At 66.6% G+C, this 18,611-nt stretch carries 15 protein-coding genes; 3 read left to right on the top strand and 12 right to left on the bottom strand.

Annotation, left to right across the window (positions count from 1 at the left end; all coding sequences use genetic code 11):
* Positions 1-31: 31 nt before the first annotated feature.
* The 7 genes from ACKVEX_RS00545 to urtA all read right to left on the bottom strand — a co-directional run bounded on the left by ACKVEX_RS00545 (position 32) and on the right by urtA (position 7,990).
* A complete protein-coding gene (locus tag ACKVEX_RS00545; RefSeq protein WP_473213722.1) occupies positions 32-889 on the bottom strand; it encodes a DUF4824 family protein in 858 nt (285 codons plus the stop codon).
* Positions 886-1,956 carry a DUF2157 domain-containing protein gene (locus ACKVEX_RS00540; RefSeq protein ID WP_473213721.1) on the bottom strand — a complete coding sequence of 357 codons (1,071 nt, stop codon included), beginning with the start codon at positions 1,954-1,956 and terminating at the stop codon, positions 886-888. The genes ACKVEX_RS00545 and ACKVEX_RS00540 overlap by 4 nt, the downstream gene beginning before the upstream one ends.
* A 170-nt stretch (positions 1,957-2,126) precedes the next feature.
* Positions 2,127-2,819: an urea ABC transporter ATP-binding subunit UrtE gene (gene urtE, locus ACKVEX_RS00535; protein WP_473213720.1), complete on the bottom strand. Its 693-nt coding sequence runs from the start codon at positions 2,817-2,819 to the stop codon at positions 2,127-2,129.
* A gap of 79 nt (positions 2,820-2,898) precedes the next feature.
* Positions 2,899-3,666, bottom strand: a complete 768-nt coding sequence (gene urtD / locus ACKVEX_RS00530) for an urea ABC transporter ATP-binding protein UrtD (RefSeq protein ID WP_473214267.1) — start codon at positions 3,664-3,666, stop codon at positions 2,899-2,901.
* Positions 3,667-3,740: 74 nt separating this feature from the next.
* Positions 3,741-5,024 carry an urea ABC transporter permease subunit UrtC gene (gene urtC / locus ACKVEX_RS00525; protein WP_473213719.1) on the bottom strand — a complete coding sequence of 428 codons (1,284 nt, stop codon included), beginning with the start codon at positions 5,022-5,024 and terminating at the stop codon, positions 3,741-3,743.
* A gap of 17 nt (positions 5,025-5,041) precedes the next feature.
* Positions 5,042-6,643, bottom strand: a complete 1,602-nt coding sequence (gene urtB, locus ACKVEX_RS00520) for an urea ABC transporter permease subunit UrtB (protein ID WP_473213718.1) — start codon at positions 6,641-6,643, stop codon at positions 5,042-5,044.
* Between the two features lie 93 nt (positions 6,644-6,736).
* Entirely contained in the window at positions 6,737-7,990 is a 1,254-nt protein-coding gene (gene urtA, locus ACKVEX_RS00515) for an urea ABC transporter substrate-binding protein (protein ID WP_473213717.1), read from the bottom strand.
* A 222-nt stretch (positions 7,991-8,212) separates the two neighbouring features.
* Here urtA and dgcN point away from each other — a divergent pair, with 222 nt between their 5' ends.
* The 3 genes from dgcN (at position 8,213) to ACKVEX_RS00500 (ending at position 11,137) form a co-directional block, all read left to right on the top strand.
* Entirely contained in the window at positions 8,213-9,217 is a 1,005-nt protein-coding gene (gene dgcN / locus ACKVEX_RS00510) for an N-acetyltransferase DgcN (RefSeq protein WP_473213716.1), read from the top strand.
* Positions 9,218-9,219: 2 nt separating this feature from the next.
* A complete protein-coding gene (gene dgcA / locus ACKVEX_RS00505) occupies positions 9,220-10,197 on the top strand; it encodes an N-acetyl-D-Glu racemase DgcA (protein WP_473214266.1) in 978 nt (325 codons plus the stop codon).
* A 76-nt stretch (positions 10,198-10,273) separates the two neighbouring features.
* Positions 10,274-11,137 carry a D-amino-acid transaminase gene (locus tag ACKVEX_RS00500; protein WP_473213715.1) on the top strand — a complete coding sequence of 288 codons (864 nt, stop codon included), beginning with the start codon at positions 10,274-10,276 and terminating at the stop codon, positions 11,135-11,137.
* Between the two features lie 34 nt (positions 11,138-11,171).
* Here ACKVEX_RS00500 and ACKVEX_RS00495 read toward each other — a convergent pair whose 3' ends face one another.
* The 5 genes from ACKVEX_RS00495 to ACKVEX_RS00475 form a co-directional block, all read right to left on the bottom strand.
* Entirely contained in the window at positions 11,172-13,052 is a 1,881-nt protein-coding gene (locus tag ACKVEX_RS00495) for an ABC transporter ATP-binding protein (protein ID WP_473213714.1), read from the bottom strand.
* Positions 13,053-13,389: 337 nt separating this feature from the next.
* Positions 13,390-14,343 (bottom strand): response regulator, encoded by a 954-nt coding sequence (locus ACKVEX_RS00490; protein ID WP_473213713.1) that lies wholly within the window; start codon positions 14,341-14,343, stop codon positions 13,390-13,392.
* Positions 14,340-17,912, bottom strand: a complete 3,573-nt coding sequence (locus ACKVEX_RS00485; protein ID WP_473213712.1) for a hybrid sensor histidine kinase/response regulator — start codon at positions 17,910-17,912, stop codon at positions 14,340-14,342. The genes ACKVEX_RS00490 and ACKVEX_RS00485 overlap by 4 nt, the downstream gene beginning before the upstream one ends.
* Positions 17,913-18,010: 98 nt before the next feature.
* Positions 18,011-18,352, bottom strand: coding sequence for a type II toxin-antitoxin system PemK/MazF family toxin (locus tag ACKVEX_RS00480; RefSeq protein WP_473213711.1), 342 nt, complete (start codon positions 18,350-18,352; stop codon positions 18,011-18,013).
* A complete protein-coding gene (locus ACKVEX_RS00475) occupies positions 18,342-18,572 on the bottom strand; it encodes an AbrB/MazE/SpoVT family DNA-binding domain-containing protein (protein WP_473213710.1) in 231 nt (76 codons plus the stop codon). The genes ACKVEX_RS00480 and ACKVEX_RS00475 overlap by 11 nt, the downstream gene beginning before the upstream one ends.
* Positions 18,573-18,611: the final 39 nt, after the last annotated feature.

The raw sequence follows: 18,611 nt of genomic DNA, 5'->3' as shown, positions 1-18,611 counted from the left end.
CGCGGCCTGGAATCGAACGACGCACGGGCCGCTATTCGCTGGCCGCCACCGAGACGATCCACGGCTCGAGCCGCCGGCCGAATGCGACCTCGGCACTGAACGCATGCTCGCTTACCCCTCGCCGCATGCCGACCCTCCGCTCGATCGTGCCTAGGACATCGCGATAGGCGAACGGCACGTTGATCGAGGCGATGTGCAGCCGGCGGATGAAGCCTCTCGGGCCACCCGGGTAAGCATCGTTGAGCCATGGCGTGATCTGGCCGCGCACGATGATGTGACGATTGCGGTCTGGATAGGCGAGGCGCAACGCTGCGTGCCGCATGCCGGCATCGACGACGAACAGGCGGCTGGCGTTCTGCTCCTCCGTCCTGAGGCGCTCGCGCGCGTTCGCGGCGCGCCGCGTGAACTCGTCACTGTCGGGATTCGATTCGAGCAACGCGATCTCGGCCTCGGCGTGGCGCCGGACATGATCGAGGCTGTGGCGATAGGCCGGACCATCGAACTCCAGCACCAGCAGGACCTCCCCGCTCTGCAACCGATGGCGACGCCAGCGATCCGGGTCTTCCGCAGCGGTCGCGGGGAACACGAAGCCGAGCGACTCCATCTTGGCCTGATCCAGCCATTCCGGCGCCACGCCCACGCTGGAACGGAACCAGCCCGGTCCATCAGCGGCGGCGGGCGGCGCGATCCGCCAGTCCAGCGTGAGCGCCATACCGCTGTTTTCGCGGTCGAACCGGACGAACGGTCTGCGCAATTCCCGCTCGCTCAACACCAGCACGCCGTCCGGCTCGCCCGCACGGTTCCATGCGACTCCGGCAAGGGCCACCGCATTGGTGATCGCGATCAGCGCAATGCCAAGGATCGGCGTGAGCCGCCGTGACAGCCTCATGCGTCCGCCTCCGCGTGACCGGCCTGGCGCAGCCGCTTGATGACCAGCAGGATCAACACTGCGACCAGGCCGAGCACCATAAAGAACAGGTACTTGGGCATCGGCTCCCACCACCAGTCGAAGAACTTCGTATACAGAAAGATCACGAAGAAGGTGATCCCGGCATTGACAGTCTCCGGCCACTGCCTGCGCAGGCCTAGCCAGACCGCCGCCGCGCTCAGCGCGAAACCGCACAGCTGGTAGAAGGCCTCGATCACCCCCACCGGCCACGGCAGGTAGCTGATGCCGCCCCAGTTGGCGAGCACCAGCGCGGGCAGCAGCAGCGACACCAGGCCGAAGACGCGATAGACCGGCGGAAAATCCTCGTGACGCGCATGGCGCACGATCTGCGGCAGCAGGAACAGCGCGATCGACAGCGGTATGAAGTTCTCCGGGCGCTCACCGAAGTGGATCCAGTACATGCCGCTCCAGGTCCCGACCCGCGCGGCCACCCAGGCCATCACCGCCAGGATGCCGGCGGCGAGCAACAGCCGCAGGTTGCACGCGTAGGCGAGCAGCAACGCGAACGCCGCCCAGGGCAGCAGCGCATGCTCGGAAGGCGTGATGTTGAAGATCTGCCCCAACATGGCGATATTGAGCACGAAGCATGCGAACGCGACCAGCGCGGCGAGCTTCGTGAAATAGCCGGTGGCGTCGCGCCCGCGCAGCCACACGGTGACACCGAACATGGCGAGCGAGGCAGCGATCAGGATGACTACCTGCGCGTTCTCCGGGAACCGTCCCCAGAACTGGTAGAAGAGGAAGAAGACGCTGGCCGCGAACGCGAGCGCACCGAGAAACGATGCGATGCGCATGCCCAGCGACAGTTGCCGGGCGCGCGTGTCGCGGTCGACGTCGAAGGCGGCCGCAAAACCGGCCAGCAAGGCCTCATGATGTGCCGCAACCGCGCGACGCTGCTCGCCCGACAACTGCAGCACCCCTTCGGCCTCCAGCCGCGCAAGTTCGTCGCCGAACACGCGGATGTCGTCGGTGCGACGCTGGGCGGACAGGCGAGTGGCTTCGGTCATCGAACGATTCGGGGTCAGGCGGTTCGGGAGGATGCGAGCGCGTCACGCCAACGGCATGACGCGCTCGCAGCATCATGACCCGCAGCCGACCGAAGATCAAGCACGCGCCCGACGAGTCGCTCCGACCGGTACCCCACCGGTCACCGGCATCGACCCCGGCTGCGCGTCGATCAGACCGACAGCCGCTCCCGCACGCCGTCGGCATCCATGCCGGCACCGGCCCCGCGCATGATGATCTCGCCGCGCTCCATGACCAGGTACTGGTCCGACAGGTCGCGCGCGAAATCGTAGTACTGCTCGACCAGCAGGATCGCCATCTCGCCGGTGGCGGCGAGACCGCGGATCGCGTTGCCGATGTCCTTGATGATGGACGGCTGGATGCCCTCGGTCGGCTCGTCCAGGATCAGCAGCTTCGGACCGAACGCCAGCGCCCGGCCGATCGCGAGTTGCTGCTGCTGCCCGCCGGACAGGTCGCCGCCACGGCGGTGCATCATCTGCTTCAGCACCGGGAACATGTCGAAGATGCGATCGGGGATACGGGTGCCGCCGGGGCGGGTCGCCAGCCCCATCAGCAGATTCTCCTCGACCGTCAGGCGCGGAAAGATCTCGCGGCCCTGCGGCACGTAACCGATGCCGGCGCGCACCCGGTTGCAGGACGTGGCGCGGGTGAGGTCCTTGCCATCGAAATGGATCGCCCCGCTCGCGACCGGCACCAGGCCCATCAGGGATTTCAGCAGCGTGGTCTTGCCCACACCGTTGCGACCGAGCAGCGTCGTGACCTGGCCCATCGGCACGCCGAAGGACAGCCCACGCAGGATGTGGCTGCCGCCGTAGTACTGGTTGAGGTTTGCTACTTCGAGCATGCCCGCTCCATCCTCGGCGACACGCGACGCCTTGGCCGGGTGCGTAGCCAGGCGCCGCTCGTGCGGCCGATTTTCCAGTTCAACGTCCAAGGTACACCTCGATCACGCGGGGGTCTTCCTGAACCGTCGCCAGATCGCCTTCGGCCAGCACCGAACCTTCGTGCAGAACGGTCACCTTGCCGCCGAGCGCCTCGACGAAGCTCATGTCGTGTTCGACCACGACCAGAGAATGGCTGCCGGCCAGGCTGACGAACAACTCGGCGGTACGCTCGGTCTCCTCGTCGGTCATGCCGGCCACCGGTTCGTCGAGCAGCAGCAGCCGCGGTTCCTGCATCAGCAGCATGCCGATCTCGAGCCACTGCTTCTGCCCGTGCGACAACAGGCCGGCGATGCAGTCGGCCTGGCTCTCGAGGCGGATGCGCTTCAGCACCGCCTGGATGCGGTCGCGGTCCTCGTCGCGCAGCGACGCGAACAAGGTGCGGCGCACCCGCTTGTCGGCCTTCATCGCGAGTTCCAGATTCTCGAACACGGTGTGATCGCCGAAGATCGTCGGCTTCTGGAACTTGCGCCCAATCCCGGCGTGCGCGATCTGCGGCTCGGTGAGCCGGGTCAGATCTATCGTCTGCCCGAAGAAGGCCTTGCCTTCATCCGGACGGGTCTTGCCGGTGATGACATCCATCATCGTGGTCTTGCCGGCGCCGTTCGGCCCGATGATGCAACGCAGCTCGCCAGCGTCGATCGCGAGCGACAGCTTGTTCAAGGCCTTGAAACCGTCGAAGCTGACTGAGATGTCCTCCAGATACAGGATGACGCTGTGCGACAGGTCGAGCGCACCTTCCACCACCATGTGGTGGGACGGCGAACCGCGGTGACCGGGCGCCTGCGCACCATCGTCGGTCGGCCGTTCGATCGTTTTGGTGCTCATGCGCCCGCTCCCTTGGTGACCTTGTTCGAGAAGGCCCGCACGATGCTGCTTTCCTCCGGACTGGACAGGTCATCCGCAACCGGCACCGACCCGTGCGTCTTCGCCGAGACCGCCGCGTCGGCGACGCCGCTGGCCGGAGCCGCAGGTGTCGCGGCCGGTGAGGATTCGATCGCCGGCGCCCCGCGGCGGCCGAACAGCTTGCGCACCACACCGACGATGCCGTTGGGCATGAACAAGGTCACCGCGATGAACAGGAAGCCCAGCACGAACGGCCAGTAATCCGGGAAGGACACCGTGAACCAGCTCTTGGCCAGATTCACGACCCCCGCACCGACAACCGCGCCGACCAGCGTACCGCGCCCGCCGACCGCCACCCACACCGCAATCTCGATCGAGTTGGCGGGGCTCATCTCGGACGGGTTGATGATGCCGACCTGCGGCACGTACAGCGCACCGGCCAGGCCGCACAGCACCGCCGACAATGTCCAGATGAAGAGCTTGTAGTGCAGCGGGTTGTAGCCGATGAACATGACCCGGCTCTCCGCGTCGCGGATCGCCGCCAGCACCCTGCCGAAGCGCGAGGTCACGAGATAGCGGCCCATCAGCAGGCACGCGATCAGCAGCGTCGCCGACAGCGCGAACAGCACCACCCGCATCTCCGGCGCGGTGATCGGATAGCCGAGGATGCGCTTGAAGTCGGTGAAACCGTTGTTGCCGCCGAAGCCGGTCTCGTTGCGGAAGAACAGCAGCATCGCCGCATAGGTCAGCGCCTGCGTGATGATCGAGAAATACACGCCCTTGATGCGCGAGCGGAATGCGAACCAGCCGAACACGAACGCGACGACGCCAGGCACCGCCATCACCAGTAACAGCGAGATCAGAAAGGAGTCCGAACCGGCCCAGTACCAGGGCAGTTCCTTCCAGTCCAGAAACACCATGAAGTCCGGGATGTCGGCCCCGTAACTGCCGTCGCGACCGATCTGGCGCATCAGGTACATGCCGAAGGCGTAGCCGCCCAGTGCGAAAAACATGCCGTGCCCGAGCGACAGGATGCCGGCGTAGCCCCAGATCAGGTCCATCGCGACGGCGACCACCATGTAGCACAGGATCTTGCCGAGCAGACCGACCCAGTAGGCAGAGATGTGCAGCGGGTGATCGGATGGCAGGACCAGATGCGCAACCGGCACATAGACCCAGGCCGCCAGGGCGAACAGGATCAGCGCGGCCCAGCCGGTGCCGGGCATGCTGTTCAGCAATCGAATCGTGAAGGGTGTGCGCATGATGTGGAGTGCCCGCGTCAATCGACCGCGCGACCCTTGAGGGCGAAGATGCCCTGCGGACGCTTCTGGATGAACATGATGATGAAGACCAGCACCAGGATCTTCGCGATGACCGCACCGGTCCAGCCTTCGAGGAACTTCGACACGATGCCCAGCCCGAACGCCGCCCACACCGCACCGGCGAGCTGGCCGACGCCGCCGAGCACGACCACCATGAAGGAATCCACGATGTAGCCCTGGCCCATCGCCGGGCCGACGTTCGCGATCTGCGACAGCGCCAGACCACCCAGCCCGGCCACGCCCGCGCCGATCGCGAAGGCCAGGGTGTCCACCCGTGCGGTCGGCACGCCCACGCAACCGGCCATCGGACGGTTCTGCGTGACCGCACGCACGAACATGCCGAGCCGGGTCTTCTGCATCATCAGCCAGATCAGCACCAGCACGAACACCGAGAAGCCGAGGATGATGATGCGGTTCCACGGCAGCGACAGGCCGGCCACGATCTCGACGCTGCCGGACATCCATGACGGATTGGTCAGTTCGAGGTTCTGCGGGCCGAAGATCACGCGCGCGGCCTGGATCAGCACCAGCGAGATGCCCCAGGTCGCGAGCAGCGACTCGAGGGGGCGGCCATACAGATAGCGCAGCACGCTGCGCTCCATCAGCACGCCGACCGCGGCCGCCACGAAGAACGCGACCGGTATCGCGGCCAGAACGTACCAGTCGAACCAGCCGGGCAGATGGGTGCGGAACAGCCCTTGCACGATGAAGGTCGCATAGGCACCGACCATCAGCAGCTCGCCGTGCGCCATGTTGATCACGCCCATTACGCCAAAGGTGACGGCGAGCCCCAGCGCGGCGAGCAGCAGGATGGAACCGAGCGACAGCCCGGTGAATACGGTGCGGATGTTGTCGGTGAGGGCGATACGACGCTCGATCGCGCGAATCGAATCCTGGGCCGCGGCGCGTACCACCGGGTCCGCCTCGATCCACGCGTCGCCGTCGCGACTGACGAAGGATCGCAACATGGTCAGCACCGCCGCGTCGGTCGATTCGCCGAGCAGGATCACCGCCTGGATGCGGCGCTCGGCGTCGGCCGAGGCCAGATTGACCCGTGCGGCCGCCTGCAGCACCAGTTCGCGGATCTCGTCGTCTTCTTCGGTGTCGGTCACGCGCTCGAACAGCGGCAGCAAGGGCTCGGACGCATCACGCACCAGCGTACGCGCAGCGGCGAGCCGCTCGCTGCGACTGCCGGTCTCGAGCAAGATGCCCGCCTTGGCGGTCGCGAGCGCGCGACGAAGACGGTTGTTCAGGCGCAGCAACGCAACGTCCGCCGGCGCCACGTCGAGCACCTCGCCGGTACCGACGTCGGTGACGATGCCCCCGCGCACGACGACCGCGCGGCCGTCGATCGCCCCGAACTCGCCCGCCTCGATCGCGGCGACGATGTCCGCGCCTGCTTCGCCTGCGCTCGCAAGCGCCTCGATCGCGAACACCCGCGCGGCGAAGTCGGACGAACCCAGCCCCTCGATCACCTCCGGGTCGAGCGTCGCCCGCGCCGAACCGGCGATCAGGATCAGCATCAGCAGCAGGAAATGGAGCAGTGTCCGAAGTGTCATCGCGAACGGTCCGGTCTGGAAATCAGGACCGGCAGCGGGGAGGTCCGGGATACGCGCTTCACTCACCCCGGGCCTCACCGGCAGCCGGCGGGCTCAGAGGCCCTGCTTGCCTTCGTTGCCTTCGATGAACGGGCTCCACGGCTGGGCGCGAATCGGCGCATCCGTCTGCCACACCACGTCGAACTGGCCGTCGTCACGCACCTCCCCGATCAGCACCGGCTTGTGCAGGTGATGGTTGGTCGGATCCATGGTCAGCGTGAAACCGGACGGCGCGTCGAAGGTCTGGCCGCCCATCGCATCGATGACCGCATCCACATCCACCGTGCCGGCCTTCTCGACCGCCTGCTTCCACATGTGGATGCCGACATAGGTCGCCTCCATCGGATCGTTGGTCACGACCGTGTCGGCGTTCGGCACGTTGTTTGCCTTGGCCCAGGCGCGATACTTGGTGACGAATTCGGTGTTCTTGGGGTTGTCGACCGACATGAAGTAGTTCCAGGCGGCCAGGTGACCCATCAGCGGCTTGGTATCGACGCCGCGCAGTTCCTCTTCTCCCACCGAGAACGCGACCACCGGCACATCGGTCGCGCTCAGCCCGGCGTTGCCGAGTTCGCGGTAGAACGGCACATTGGAGTCGCCGTTGATGGTCGAGATCACCGCAGTCTTGCCACCCGCGGAGAAGCGCTTGATGTTGGCGATGATGGTCTGGTAGTCGGAATGGCCAAAGGGTGTGTACTCTTCCATGATGTCGTCGTCCGACACGCCCTTGCTCTTGAGGAAGGCCCGCAGGATGCGGTTGGTGGTGCGCGGATAGACATAGTCGGTGCCGAGCAGCACGAAGCGCTTGGCGCCGCCGCCCTCTTCGCTCATCAGGTACTCGGTGGCCGGAATCGCCTGCTGGTTGGGCGCCGCACCGGTATAGAACACGTTGCGCTCGAGTTCCTCTCCCTCGTACTGCACCGGGTAGAACAGCAGCCCGTTCAGTTCGCTGAACACCGGCAGCACCGACTTGCGGCTCACCGAGGTCCAGCAGCCGAAGACCACCGACACCTTGTCCTGGGCCAGCAGCTGGCGGGCGCGTTCGGCGAACAGCGGCCAGTCGGAGGCCGGATCTACGACCACCGGCTCGAGCTGCTTGCCGAGCACACCGCCCGAGGCATTGATCTCCTCGATCGTCATCAGCGCGACGTTGCGCAGCGCGGTCTCCGAGATCGCCATCGTGCCGGACAGCGAATGCAGGATGCCGACCTTGATGGTTTCGGACGCGTGAGCCGCGAACGGCAGGCCGATCGCGGCGATCGACGCGGATAGGGTCAGGGCCTTGATGAAGTTGCGACGTGTCTGCATGACGGACTCCTCATTATTCGGTGGCGGGATCGCATTGCTGCGGTGCGACACCAATGTAGGCCGGAGGCGGTGACGCGGGAATACGCAAGATGGCGTAGGGCCAGACGAACACCGCCGGCGGCCCCTTCAGCCCGAAGTCGCCGGGGCGCGGACTGCGGTTGCCTCGCCCGATGGCATCGCTCAGAATGGACGGAGATCCCAAGGCCCGGAATCGAGACCGACATGATCGAACATCCCTATCTGCTGTTCCTCGGCGACGCACCCGACCCGCTCGCGGCCAAGGTCGCACAGGGCATCCGCGACTGGCGGCCGGATGCCGCGATCGGCCAGTACCGCATGGCGGGCTGCAATGCCGACATGAGGCTGCCGGACATGAACATCGCCGAAGCGGCCGCGGCCGGGGCGAGGACGCTGGTGGTGGGTGTCGCGAACCGCGGCGGCGTGATCTCGCCGGCCTGGATCGCGGTGCTGTGCGACGCGCTGGCCGCGGGCATGGACCTCGCTTCGGGCCTGCACAACCTGTTGCGCGACGAGCCGGAGCTGGTCGAGACCGCGCGCATGTACGGGCGCACCCTGCACGACGTGCGCATTCCGTCGGTGAAGTATCCGATCGCCAACGGCAAGCCGCGGCGCGGCAGGCGCTGCCTTGCGGTCGGCACCGACTGCTCGGTCGGCAAGATGTATACCGGGATCGCGATGGAGCGCGCGATGCATGCCCGCAGTCTGAAGGCCACCTTTCGCGCCACCGGCCAGACCGGCATCCTGATCACCGGCGACGGCGTGCCGCTGGACGCGGTCATCGCCGACTTCATGGCCGGCTCGATCGAATGGCTGACCCCGGACAACGACCCTGACCACTGGGACCTGATCGAGGGCCAGGGCAGCCTGTTCCACGCGTCCTATTCCGGCGTCACGCTGGCGCTGATCCACGGTGGCCAGCCGGACGCGCTGATCCTGTGCCACGAGCCCACCCGCACCCACATGCGCGGCCTTCCCGACTACGCGCTGCCCAGCCTAGAGGAGCTGGCCGAAGTGTCGCTGCGGCTGGCCCGGGTCGTGAATCCGGACTGCCGCGTAGTCGGCGTGTCGATCAACACGCACGGCATGGCAGAGCAGGCCGCACTCGATTACCTCGCCGAGACCGAGCAGCGGATGAAGCTGCCGACGGTCGACCCGTTCCGCCAGGGCGCGGACCGGCTGGTCGATGCGCTGGAGGCGCTCGCTTGAGCGTGCAGCTCACGGTCAGCCATGACCGCTTTCCGTTCCGCGAGGTGTTCGCGATCTCGCGAGGCGCGCGCACCGACCAGGAGGTCGTGTCGCTGCGACTCGCCGACGGGGCTTTGGCCGGTTGCGGCGAATGCACGCCCTATGCCCGCTATGGCGAAAGCATCGCCGGCGTCATCGCCGACATCGAGGCGATGGCGCCACGGCTCGCCGCCGGGCTCACGCGAGCACGACTCCAGCACGAGATGAAGCCGGGCGCCGCCCGCAATGCGCTCGACTGCGCGTTGTGGGACCTCGACGCGAAGCGCAGCGGCGTTCCGGTGTGGCGGCTGGCCGGCCTCGACGCACCCGGCCCGGTCCTGACCGCATTCACGATCTCGCTCGAGGATCCCGATACGATGCGGGCCAAGGCCGCGCGCAACGCCCATCGACCGCTGCTCAAGATCAAGCTCGGCGGCGAGGGCGACATCGCGCGCCTCGAAGCGGTCCGCGGCGGGGCGCCGCGCTCGCGCATCATCGTCGACGCGAACGAGGGCTGGTCGGCCGACGAGTATGCCGCGCTCGCGCCGGTGCTGCTGCGTCTCGGCGTGGAAATGGTGGAACAACCGCTGCCGGCCGGTGCCGACGACGCGCTGGCCGACATGGCCCGCCCCCTGCCGGTCTGCGCGGACGAATCCTGTCACGACCGTAACTCGCTCGCGGCACTGCGCGGCAAGTACGACATGGTGAACATCAAGCTGGACAAGACCGGCGGCTTGACCGAAGCGCTGGCACTGCGAGACGCGGCGGTCGCCGCCGGCTTCTCGATCATGGTCGGTTGCATGGTCGGTTCGTCGTTGGGCATGGCACCGGCGGTGCTGGTCGCGCAGGGCGCCGCGATCACCGATCTGGACGGGCCCTTGCTGCTCGGCCGCGACCGGGCACACCCGCTGCGCTACGACGACGCGGGGGTGCACCCCGCCGATCCGGCGCTGTGGGGCTGAGCTGCCACAGCCGTATAATCATTGCTTTTCATGCGCCCGATGACCGGGCACGACCGACTTCGACACGAGTACCGCGATGAACACCCCGCTGCGCACCATTTACCTGAACGGCGACTATCTCCCCGAGGACCAGGCCAAGGTCTCGATCTTCGATCGCGGCTTCATGTTCGCCGACGGCGTCTACGAGGTCACATCGGTTCTGGATAGCAAGCTGGTCGATTTCGCCGGCCATTGCGCCCGGCTCGGCCGCAGCCTGACCGAGTTGAATATGACGCGTCCGTGCGACGACGAGACGCTGCTGGCGATGCACCGCGAACTGGTCGCGCGCAACGGCCTCGTCGAAGGCCTGGTCTATATGCAGGTCACCCGCGGCGCGGAGGACCGGGAGTTCAACTGGTCCGAAGGGCTGACCCCCACACTGGTCGCGTTCACGCAGGCGAAGAATCTGGTCGGCAGCCCGCTCGCCGCGCGCGGTTCGAAGGTGATCTCGGTGCCGGACCTGCGCTGGCAGCGCCGCGACATCAAGACGGTGCAACTGCTCTATCCGTCGCTCGCGAAAATGGAGGCGAAGGCGGCCGGCAAGGACGATGCGTGGATGGTCGAGGACGGCTTCGTGACCGAGGGCACGTCGAACAACGCGTTCATCATCACCGTCGACCGCACGCTGATCACCCGCCAGCTGTCCCGCTCATTGCTGCACGGCATCACGCGTGCGGCGGTGCTGCGCCATGCACAGGAGGAAGGTCTGAGGGTCGAGGAGCGCCCCTTCACGATCGCGGAGGCCCAGCAAGCCGCGGAGGCATTCGTCACCGCCGCGACCAGCTTCGTCACGCCGGTGGTCGAGATCGACGGCGTCGCGCTGGGCGATGGCACGCCGGGCCCATTCGCGACGAAACTGCGCGCGATCTACATCGAGGAAGCCCGGCGCAGCGCGATCTGAGCGCCGACGGGTGCACGTGCCGGCGCGACTGCGTTCACGCAGACAGGCTCTCCGGCGCTGACACGACATGCGCGGCATCGTCCTCTCCGAGAAACCCGCCGCTCTGGCGTGCCCACAGCCTCGCATAGAGTCCACCCCGCGCGAGCAGGCTGCGGTGGTCGCCCTCCTCGACGATGCGTCCGCCGTCGAGCACGATCAGCCGGTCCATTGCCGCGATCGTCGACAGTCGGTGCGCGATCGCGACCACGGTCTTGCCTTCCATCAGACGGTAGAGGCTGTCCTGGATCACGGCCTCGACCTCGGAGTCGAGCGCGCTGGTGGCCTCGTCCAGGATCAGGATCGGCGCGTCCTTCAGCATCACCCGCGCGATCGCGATGCGCTGGCGCTGACCGCCGGAGAGCTTCACGCCGCGCTCGCCGACATGTGCGTCATAGCCGCGGCGCCCCTTGGGATCCCCGAGATCAAGGACGAAGTCGTGCGCCTCGGCGCGCATCGCCGCGGCGATCATGTCGTCGTCGGTCGCATGCGGACGACCGTACAGGATGTTTTCGCGCACCGAGCGATGCAGCAGCGACGTGTCCTGCGTGACCATGCCGATATGCTCGCGCAGGCTGTTCTGCGTGACCGCGGCGATGTCCTGGTCGTCGATCAGGATGCGGCCCTGCTCCACGTCATGGAAGCGCAGCAACAGGTTCACGATCGTCGACTTGCCCGCGCCGGAGCGTCCGACCAGGCCGATCTTCTCGCCCGGCCGGATCACCAGGGACAAGTCATCGATGACCGGCCGTGCATCGGGTCCGGTCGCGCCATAGGCGAAGCTCACATGCTCGAAGCAGATCTCGCCGCCGGTCACCTTCAACGGCACCGCATCGGCGCGATCGAGCACCCGGTGCGGGCGCGACAGCGTGTTGATGCCGTCCTGCACGGTGCCGACCTGCTCGAACAGTGACGCCATCTCCCACATGATCCAGTGCGACATGCCGTTCAGCCGCAGGGCCATCGCGGTCGTCGCCGCCAGCGCGCCGACGCCGACCTGGCCGTTCGACCACAGCCACAGCGCGACCCCCCCTATGCCCAGAATCAGCGCCATGCTGAGCGTGTGGATGACGATCTGCATCGCGCTGACCAGGCGCATCTGCGCATGGACCGTACCCATGAACTCCTGCATTGCGCTCTTCGCATAGGCAGCCTCGCGGCCGGCGTGCGAGAAAAGCTTGACCGTCGCGATGTTGGTGTAGGCGTCGGTGATCCGCCCGGTCATCAGCGCGCGCGCATCCGCCTGGCGGCGCGAGACCCTGGACAGGCGCGGCACGAACCACCACAGCGCGCTCACGTACAGCGTCACCCACACGAAGAACGGCACCATCATCCACGAGTCGAAGCCGCCCACGATGATGATCATCGTGACGAAGTAGATCGTCACGAACACCAGGATGTCGGTCATGATCAGACATGTGTCGCGCACCGCCAGCGCGGTCTGCATGACCTTGGCCGACACCCGGCCAGCGAATTCGTCCTGGTAGAAGCTCATGCTCTGGCCGAGCATCAGACGGTGGAAGTTCCAGCGCAGCCGCATCGGGAAGTTTCCGGCCAGCGTCTGGTGCTTGAGCATGGTCTGCAGCGCCACCAGGAAGCTGCTGCCCAGCACCACCGCCGCCAGGATCATCAGCGTGCCGCCGTGATCGCTCCACAGTCGCGCCGGTTCGGCGGCGGCCAGCCAGTCGACGACATGGCCGAGCATCGCGAACAAGACCGCCTCGAACACGCCGATCGACGCGGTCAGCAGCGTCATGCCCAGGATGAACGGCCGCATGCCCTCGGTGCCCGCCCACAGGAAGGCGACGAAACCCTTCGGGGGCGGGGCGGGCACGGCCTCGGGATAGGGGTCGACCTTTCTTTCGAAGAAACTGAACAAACCGGGCTCCTGCTCAAACGGCGATTATGACCGCTCGCGTGGGCGCTTGGTGCCCGGTTCGTCGAGACGACGGGCGAGCCTGCCCGCGACTCGACGACGGGCAAACCTGCCCGCGACTCGACGACGGTGTCAACCCCCTCGGCTCCGACAGCCACTCGCGCTGCCGCTGTAAGGCGCACTTCGCTGCGATCCCTGAACTCGCGCTTCGCGCTCAGACAGCAGGGATCGCGGCCGCTACGCGCGCCAACAGCGGCATGCGCTCGGGCTGAGTCGCCGAGGGGGTTGACACCGTCGACGAATCGCTGCGCCGCACAGTTTCTTGCGACTGCACGAGGACTCAGGACCGCTCGGATACCCCGCTGCCCTGCAGACGGCTCATCGCCATGGATGCGGCCGCGGTACGGGTCTCGACACCGAGTTTCTCGAACACGTGCTCGAGGTGCTTGTGCACGGTGCGCGGGCTGGTGCCCAGGATGTCGCCGATGTCGCGGTTGGTCTTGCCGCGGATCACCCAGTTGAGCACCTCGGCCTCGCGCAGTGTCAGGCGGAAGGCCGCGATCAGCGCATCGATGATGTTGGCGTCGTTCTCCTCGCGCAACACCACCAGCCATTCTCCCTCGGCCGCATCGTCGGCGGTCTGGTCATGGAAGGACGCCAGCAGCCGGCGTGCGCCATCGGCCACCAGCAGCGCGGAAATGTCGGCGCCGGTGCGACGCGCCCGCTCGGCCGCATGCACCCATTCGAGCACGCGCGGCGGCGTCGCGTCTTCGGGCACGTCGAAATAGCCGCGGATCAGCTTGCGCGCAAGCGGGGTCTGCCACACCAGCCGGCCGTCGCTGATCCGGATCGCCACCGTCGCCTGGCCGAACGCATCCAGCGCGGTGCGTGCCTGCTTCATCTGGCGGGCGTTCTGCACATGCGCGGCGATGCGCACCAGCACCTCGGCGGCACGGATCGGCTTGGTGACGTAATCTGCGCCACCCGACGCGAAGCCGGCGACGACATGCTCGGTGTCGGTCAGGCCGGTCATGAAGATGATCGGGATGGTGCGGGTCGCGAAGTCGGCCTTGAGCCGGCGCGCGACCTCGAAACCGTCCATGCCGGGCATCAGCGCGTCGAGCAGGATCACGTCCGGCAGGCTGTTGCGTGCGCGCGCCAGCGCCGCCTCGCCATGGGTCGCGACCAGCACGATGTAGCCGGCTTCGTCCAGCGCATCGTGCAGCAGCGACAGGTTCTCCGGCACGTCATCGACGATCAGCACGATACCGCGCGCCTGGTCGGCATTCATCATCGGGGCTCCCTCTCCGGTTCGGACTGTCCGGCCTTGCGCGACAGCTCCCGCATCGCGTCGAACTGGAACTGGCGGGCGAGCTCGCGCTGCACGCGCACGAACTCGGCACAGGCCGGATGGGCCGACTCGATGTCCGCCAGCGCCTTCAGTACGCCCTTCGGATAGCCGAGCTCGATCAACGCGTCCAGGCCGCGCAGTGCGCTTGCGGGCGGATAGCGCAGGCGCAGGACTGGCTCGCTCGCGTCGGGCTCGGCTCGCGGCACATTCACCCCGGCCTCGCTGACCCACTCGAGCGCCAGTCGCTGGCCGATCCAGTCGAGCAGTTCGTCCACCCGGATCGGCTTCAGCAGGAAATCCTGCTCACCGACGCCGACATCGTTGTCCAGGCCCTTGTCGAACGCGTTGGCCGAGATGATCGCGGCCGGCGTATCGGCGAAACCGGCCTCACGCATGCGCCGCAGCGTCTCCCAGCCGTCGATGCCGGGCATCGCGAGGTCCATGAACACCAGATGCGGCCTGAAGCTCGGCAGCACCGCGAGACACTCGTGGCCCGAACCGGCCTGCTCGACCTGGAAGCCGAGCGGATCGAGCACCGACACCAGCAGTTCGCGATCGACCCGCTCGTTGTCCACCACCAGGATCCGGCGCCGGATTCCCTTGTAGCCGATACGGCGCTCGCGCGGCAACGCCGCCAGCGCCTGTCGGCCGTGCAGGTGGGGCAGGAACAGGCGCACCTTGAAGCTACTGCCGTGTCCGGGGGTGCTGTCGACCGACATCTCACCACCCATCAGGTCGGTCAGCATCTTGCTGATCGTCAGACCCAGTCCGGTCCCGACCGTGGTTTCGGCCCGGGCGGTGCTGCCGCGCTCGAAGGGCTCGAAGATCCGGTCGATCTCGTCGGCGGAGATGCCGGGACCGGTATCCTCGATCTCGAACACCGCCATCTCGCGTCGATAGGTCAGCCTCAGCCGCACCGTGCCGCGCGGCGTGAATTTGACCGCATTGCCGATGATGTTGATCAGGATCTGGCGCAGGCGCTTCTCGTCTGCACGCACGACCTCCGGCAAGGTGCCGACCGGTTCGTAGATGAAGTCCAGGCCCTTGTTGCGTGCCTGCAGCTCGAACATGCCGACCATCTGGCGCATGAAGGCCGGAAACGCGAGCGGCCGCGCCTCCAGCGTGAGCTTGCCGCCCTCGATTCGTGCGATGTCCAGCGTGCCTTCGATCAGCGACAGAAGGTGCTCGCCGCTCTTCTTGATCACGCCGACCGCCTGGCGGCGCGGAGGCGGGATCGCTTCGTCCCCGTCCAGGATCTGCGCATAGCCCAGAATGCTGTTCAGCGGCGTGCGCAACTCGTGGCTGATCGCGGTGATGTAGCGGCTCTTGGCCTGGTTTGCCTGCTCGGCGATCCGGCGCGCGTTCTGCAACTGCTCGTCGGTACGCTTGTGCGACTCGATCTCGTGCATCAGCAGGTGGGTCTGGCGATTCGATTCCTCCTGCGCCACCTGCCGGCTCTTGTGCGTCAGCACCATCCACCATGCGCCGATGCCGCTGACCAGGAACAGCGCCGCGAAGGTCTTCAGGAATACCGCGTCCAGCGAAGCCTGTGCCTGCTCCAGGTCGAGCGCCTGCGCTTCGTGGAAGTAGATCATTCCCAGCAGCAGCGCCAGAAAACCGACGATACCGGTCATCAGCAACAGATACTGGCCCAGACCGCCCTCGACATAGGGCAGCAGCCTGCCCGGCAGCACGCGCTGCAGCAGCGCCGACCATTGCGCAGACAGCCGCGCATGCGGCTTGCACAAGTCCTCGCAGCGCGCATCGAGCGAACAGCACAGCGAGCAGATCGGGCCCTGATAGGCGGGACAGTGGCTGGTGTCCTCGGCCTCGAAATGCTGACCGCAGACGGTGCACTGCTTTGTTTGCGGCGCAGCGGCGAGCGCGCCCGCGGGGGCTTGCATCGGTGCGCACCCGCCCGCGCCACCTCCGCAGACTGCCCCGCAACCGGCCTCGCCGGCGCAGTGCCCGGAAGCTTCGCGGGCGAGGTAGTAGCGGCCCTGCGTCCACCACGCGATCAGCGGCGACACGACGAAAGCCACCACCATCGCGACGAAGGGCGCGAACGGCTGGATGCCGTCACCGAACAGGCCGACGAAGGTGGACACCGACAGCACCGACGCGATCAGCATCGCGCCGACGCCGACCGGATTGATGTCGTACAGATGACTGCGTTTGAACTCGATGCCCTTGGGCGACCAGCCCATGGGTTTGTTGATGACCAGGTCCGCGACCACCGCGACGATCCACGAGATCGCGACGTTGGAATACAGCCCCAGCACCTGGCCGAGCGCCCCGAAAACGTTCATCTCCATCAGCAGCAAGGCGATCAGGATGTTGAACACCACCCACACCACCCGCCCCGGGTGGCTGTGGGTCAGGCGCGAGAAGAAATTGGACCAGGCCAGCGAACCGGCGTACGCATTGGTCACGTTGATCTTCAGTTGCGACACGATCACGAACAGCGCGGTCACCCCGATCGCCCACGAAGCGCTGTCGAACACCATGCCGAAACCAAGCAGATACATCTGGTTCGGATCCACTGCCTTGTCGGCCGACATGCCCTGACCGAGCAGCAACCAGGCCAGCAGCGCGCCGCCGAGCATCTTGACCACGCCGATGATGACCCAGCCGGGTCCGCCCAGCACCACGCCGAACAGCCAGCGCTTGCGGTTCGCGTCGGTGCGCTCCGGCATGAAGCGCAGATAGTCGGCCTGCTCGCCCATCTGCGTGATCAGCGCGATGCCGACCGTCATCGCCGCACCAAAAAGGTGCCAATTGAACTCAGAACCGCTGCCCTGCGCACCGGGATAGTGCCAAAGTTCGTTCAGCGCGGTTGGATTGTCCTTCAGCAGATACACGAAGGGCAGCACCAGCAGGAACAGCCACACCGGCTGCGTGATCGTCTGGATGCGGCTGATCACCGTGATCCCGTGCGTGACCAGCGGCACCACCACCAGCGCGCAGATCAGGTAGCCCCAGGCCGGCGGAATGCCGAACGCGAGTTCCAGCGCGTAGGCCATAATCGCGGCCTCGAGCGCGAACAGGATGAAGGTGAAGCTGGCATAGACCAGCGACGAGATCGTCGAGCCGATATAGCCGAAACCCGAGCCACGGGTCAGCAGATCCATGTCCACGCCGTAACGTGCGGCATAGAGGCTGATCGGCAGGCCGGTGACGAAAATGATCAGCCCGATCGCCAGGATCGCCCAGAAGCTGTTGACGAAGCCATAGGCCACCAGCATCGTCGCGCCGACCGCTTCCAGCACCAGGAAGGACGCCGAACCGAACGCGGTGTTGCCGACCCGGAATTCCGACCATTTGCGGAAGCTGCGCGGCGTGAAGCGCAGTGCGTAGTCTTCCAGCGTCTCGTTGGCGACCCAGGTGTTGTAGTCGCGCCGCACCTTGACCACCCGCTGCACCGCGTCGGCCTCGTGCCGGGCAGGACCCGCCTCGCGCACCGGGTCTGGCGCGCCGGCGGCATCGGCGGGAATCGGGGCGACGGCGGACATTGTGACGGCATCGGTACGCAGGATGGCGATCCGATGACCTAGCAATCACTGTGCCCGATGATTGGCACGCGAAGGGGAGCCCGCCATACGGGCGGCGATCAGGTCTGGCCGAACAATCGGGACAAGGACGCGCGCACGCTTGCCGCGTCGACAGGCGAGAGATTGCCGAGCTTACCGCGTACCAGCCGATGATCGAGCGTGAACAGCTTGAAGCGGAGCTTGGATGCTGCGGGCAGGCCGGCGGCGGCAAGGTCCATGATCGGACAGTCCAGCGGCCAAGGTGGGTTGGACTCGGACGTGATCATCGCCATCACCGAATGGCCCGCAGCGGTATTGAAGGCGTCTGCGTCCGACAGCACGAGCGCGGGACGATTCTTGGTTGCATTGCGGTCGGTGAACGGGAAAGGCACGCGCACGACCGCAAAGCGTTCATAGGTCACGGTAGGCCTCTTCGTCGGCAGCGCCCGCCCACTCACCGAGGGTTGCCTCGACCGCGCGAAGGTAGTCGATGTCCAGAGGCTCGACACGGCGCACGGTGGCCGTTCCCTGCTCATCGACCTCCCAGGCGAGCAGGTCGCCGGGCGCAACCTTGAGTGCGGCGCGGACTTCCTGCGGAATCGTGGTCTGGCCCTTCACGGTGATCTTGGCAATCGCAAACATCGCACACTCCGGTAATGCGGCATTACTTTCTTACTCTAC

The sequence above is a fragment of the Denitraticella aggregata genome (genome assembly GCF_048158365.1).
Taxonomy (GTDB): domain Bacteria; phylum Pseudomonadota; class Gammaproteobacteria; order Burkholderiales; family Rhodocyclaceae; genus Azoarcus_F.
Note: the sequence above shows the minus strand (reverse complement) of the source record. Positions and strands in the feature narration are given on the sequence as shown.

Excerpts from the sequence above, each read along its gene's own strand:
- urtB (WP_473213718.1), bottom strand. The coding sequence starts at position 6,643 with ATGACACTTCGGACACTGCTCCATTTCCTGCTGCTGATGCTGATCCTG.
- ACKVEX_RS00485 (WP_473213712.1), bottom strand. The coding sequence starts at position 17,912 with ATGTCCGCCGTCGCCCCGATTCCCGCCGATGCCGCCGGCGCGCCAGAC.
- ACKVEX_RS00490 (WP_473213713.1), bottom strand. The coding sequence starts at position 14,343 with ATGATGAATGCCGACCAGGCGCGCGGTATCGTGCTGATCGTCGATGAC.
- ACKVEX_RS00545 (WP_473213722.1), bottom strand. The coding sequence starts at position 889 with ATGAGGCTGTCACGGCGGCTCACGCCGATCCTTGGCATTGCGCTGATC.
- urtD (WP_473214267.1), bottom strand. The coding sequence starts at position 3,666 with ATGGTGGTGGAAGGTGCGCTCGACCTGTCGCACAGCGTCATCCTGTAT.
- urtA (WP_473213717.1), bottom strand. The coding sequence starts at position 7,990 with ATGCAGACACGTCGCAACTTCATCAAGGCCCTGACCCTATCCGCGTCG.
- urtC (WP_473213719.1), bottom strand. The coding sequence starts at position 5,024 with ATGCGCACACCCTTCACGATTCGATTGCTGAACAGCATGCCCGGCACC.
- urtE (WP_473213720.1), bottom strand. The coding sequence starts at position 2,819 with ATGCTCGAAGTAGCAAACCTCAACCAGTACTACGGCGGCAGCCACATC.
- ACKVEX_RS00540 (WP_473213721.1), bottom strand. The coding sequence starts at position 1,956 with ATGACCGAAGCCACTCGCCTGTCCGCCCAGCGTCGCACCGACGACATC.
- ACKVEX_RS00500 (WP_473213715.1), top strand. The coding sequence starts at position 10,274 with ATGAACACCCCGCTGCGCACCATTTACCTGAACGGCGACTATCTCCCC.
- ACKVEX_RS00475 (WP_473213710.1), bottom strand. The coding sequence starts at position 18,572 with ATGTTTGCGATTGCCAAGATCACCGTGAAGGGCCAGACCACGATTCCG.
- dgcN (WP_473213716.1), top strand. The coding sequence starts at position 8,213 with ATGATCGAACATCCCTATCTGCTGTTCCTCGGCGACGCACCCGACCCG.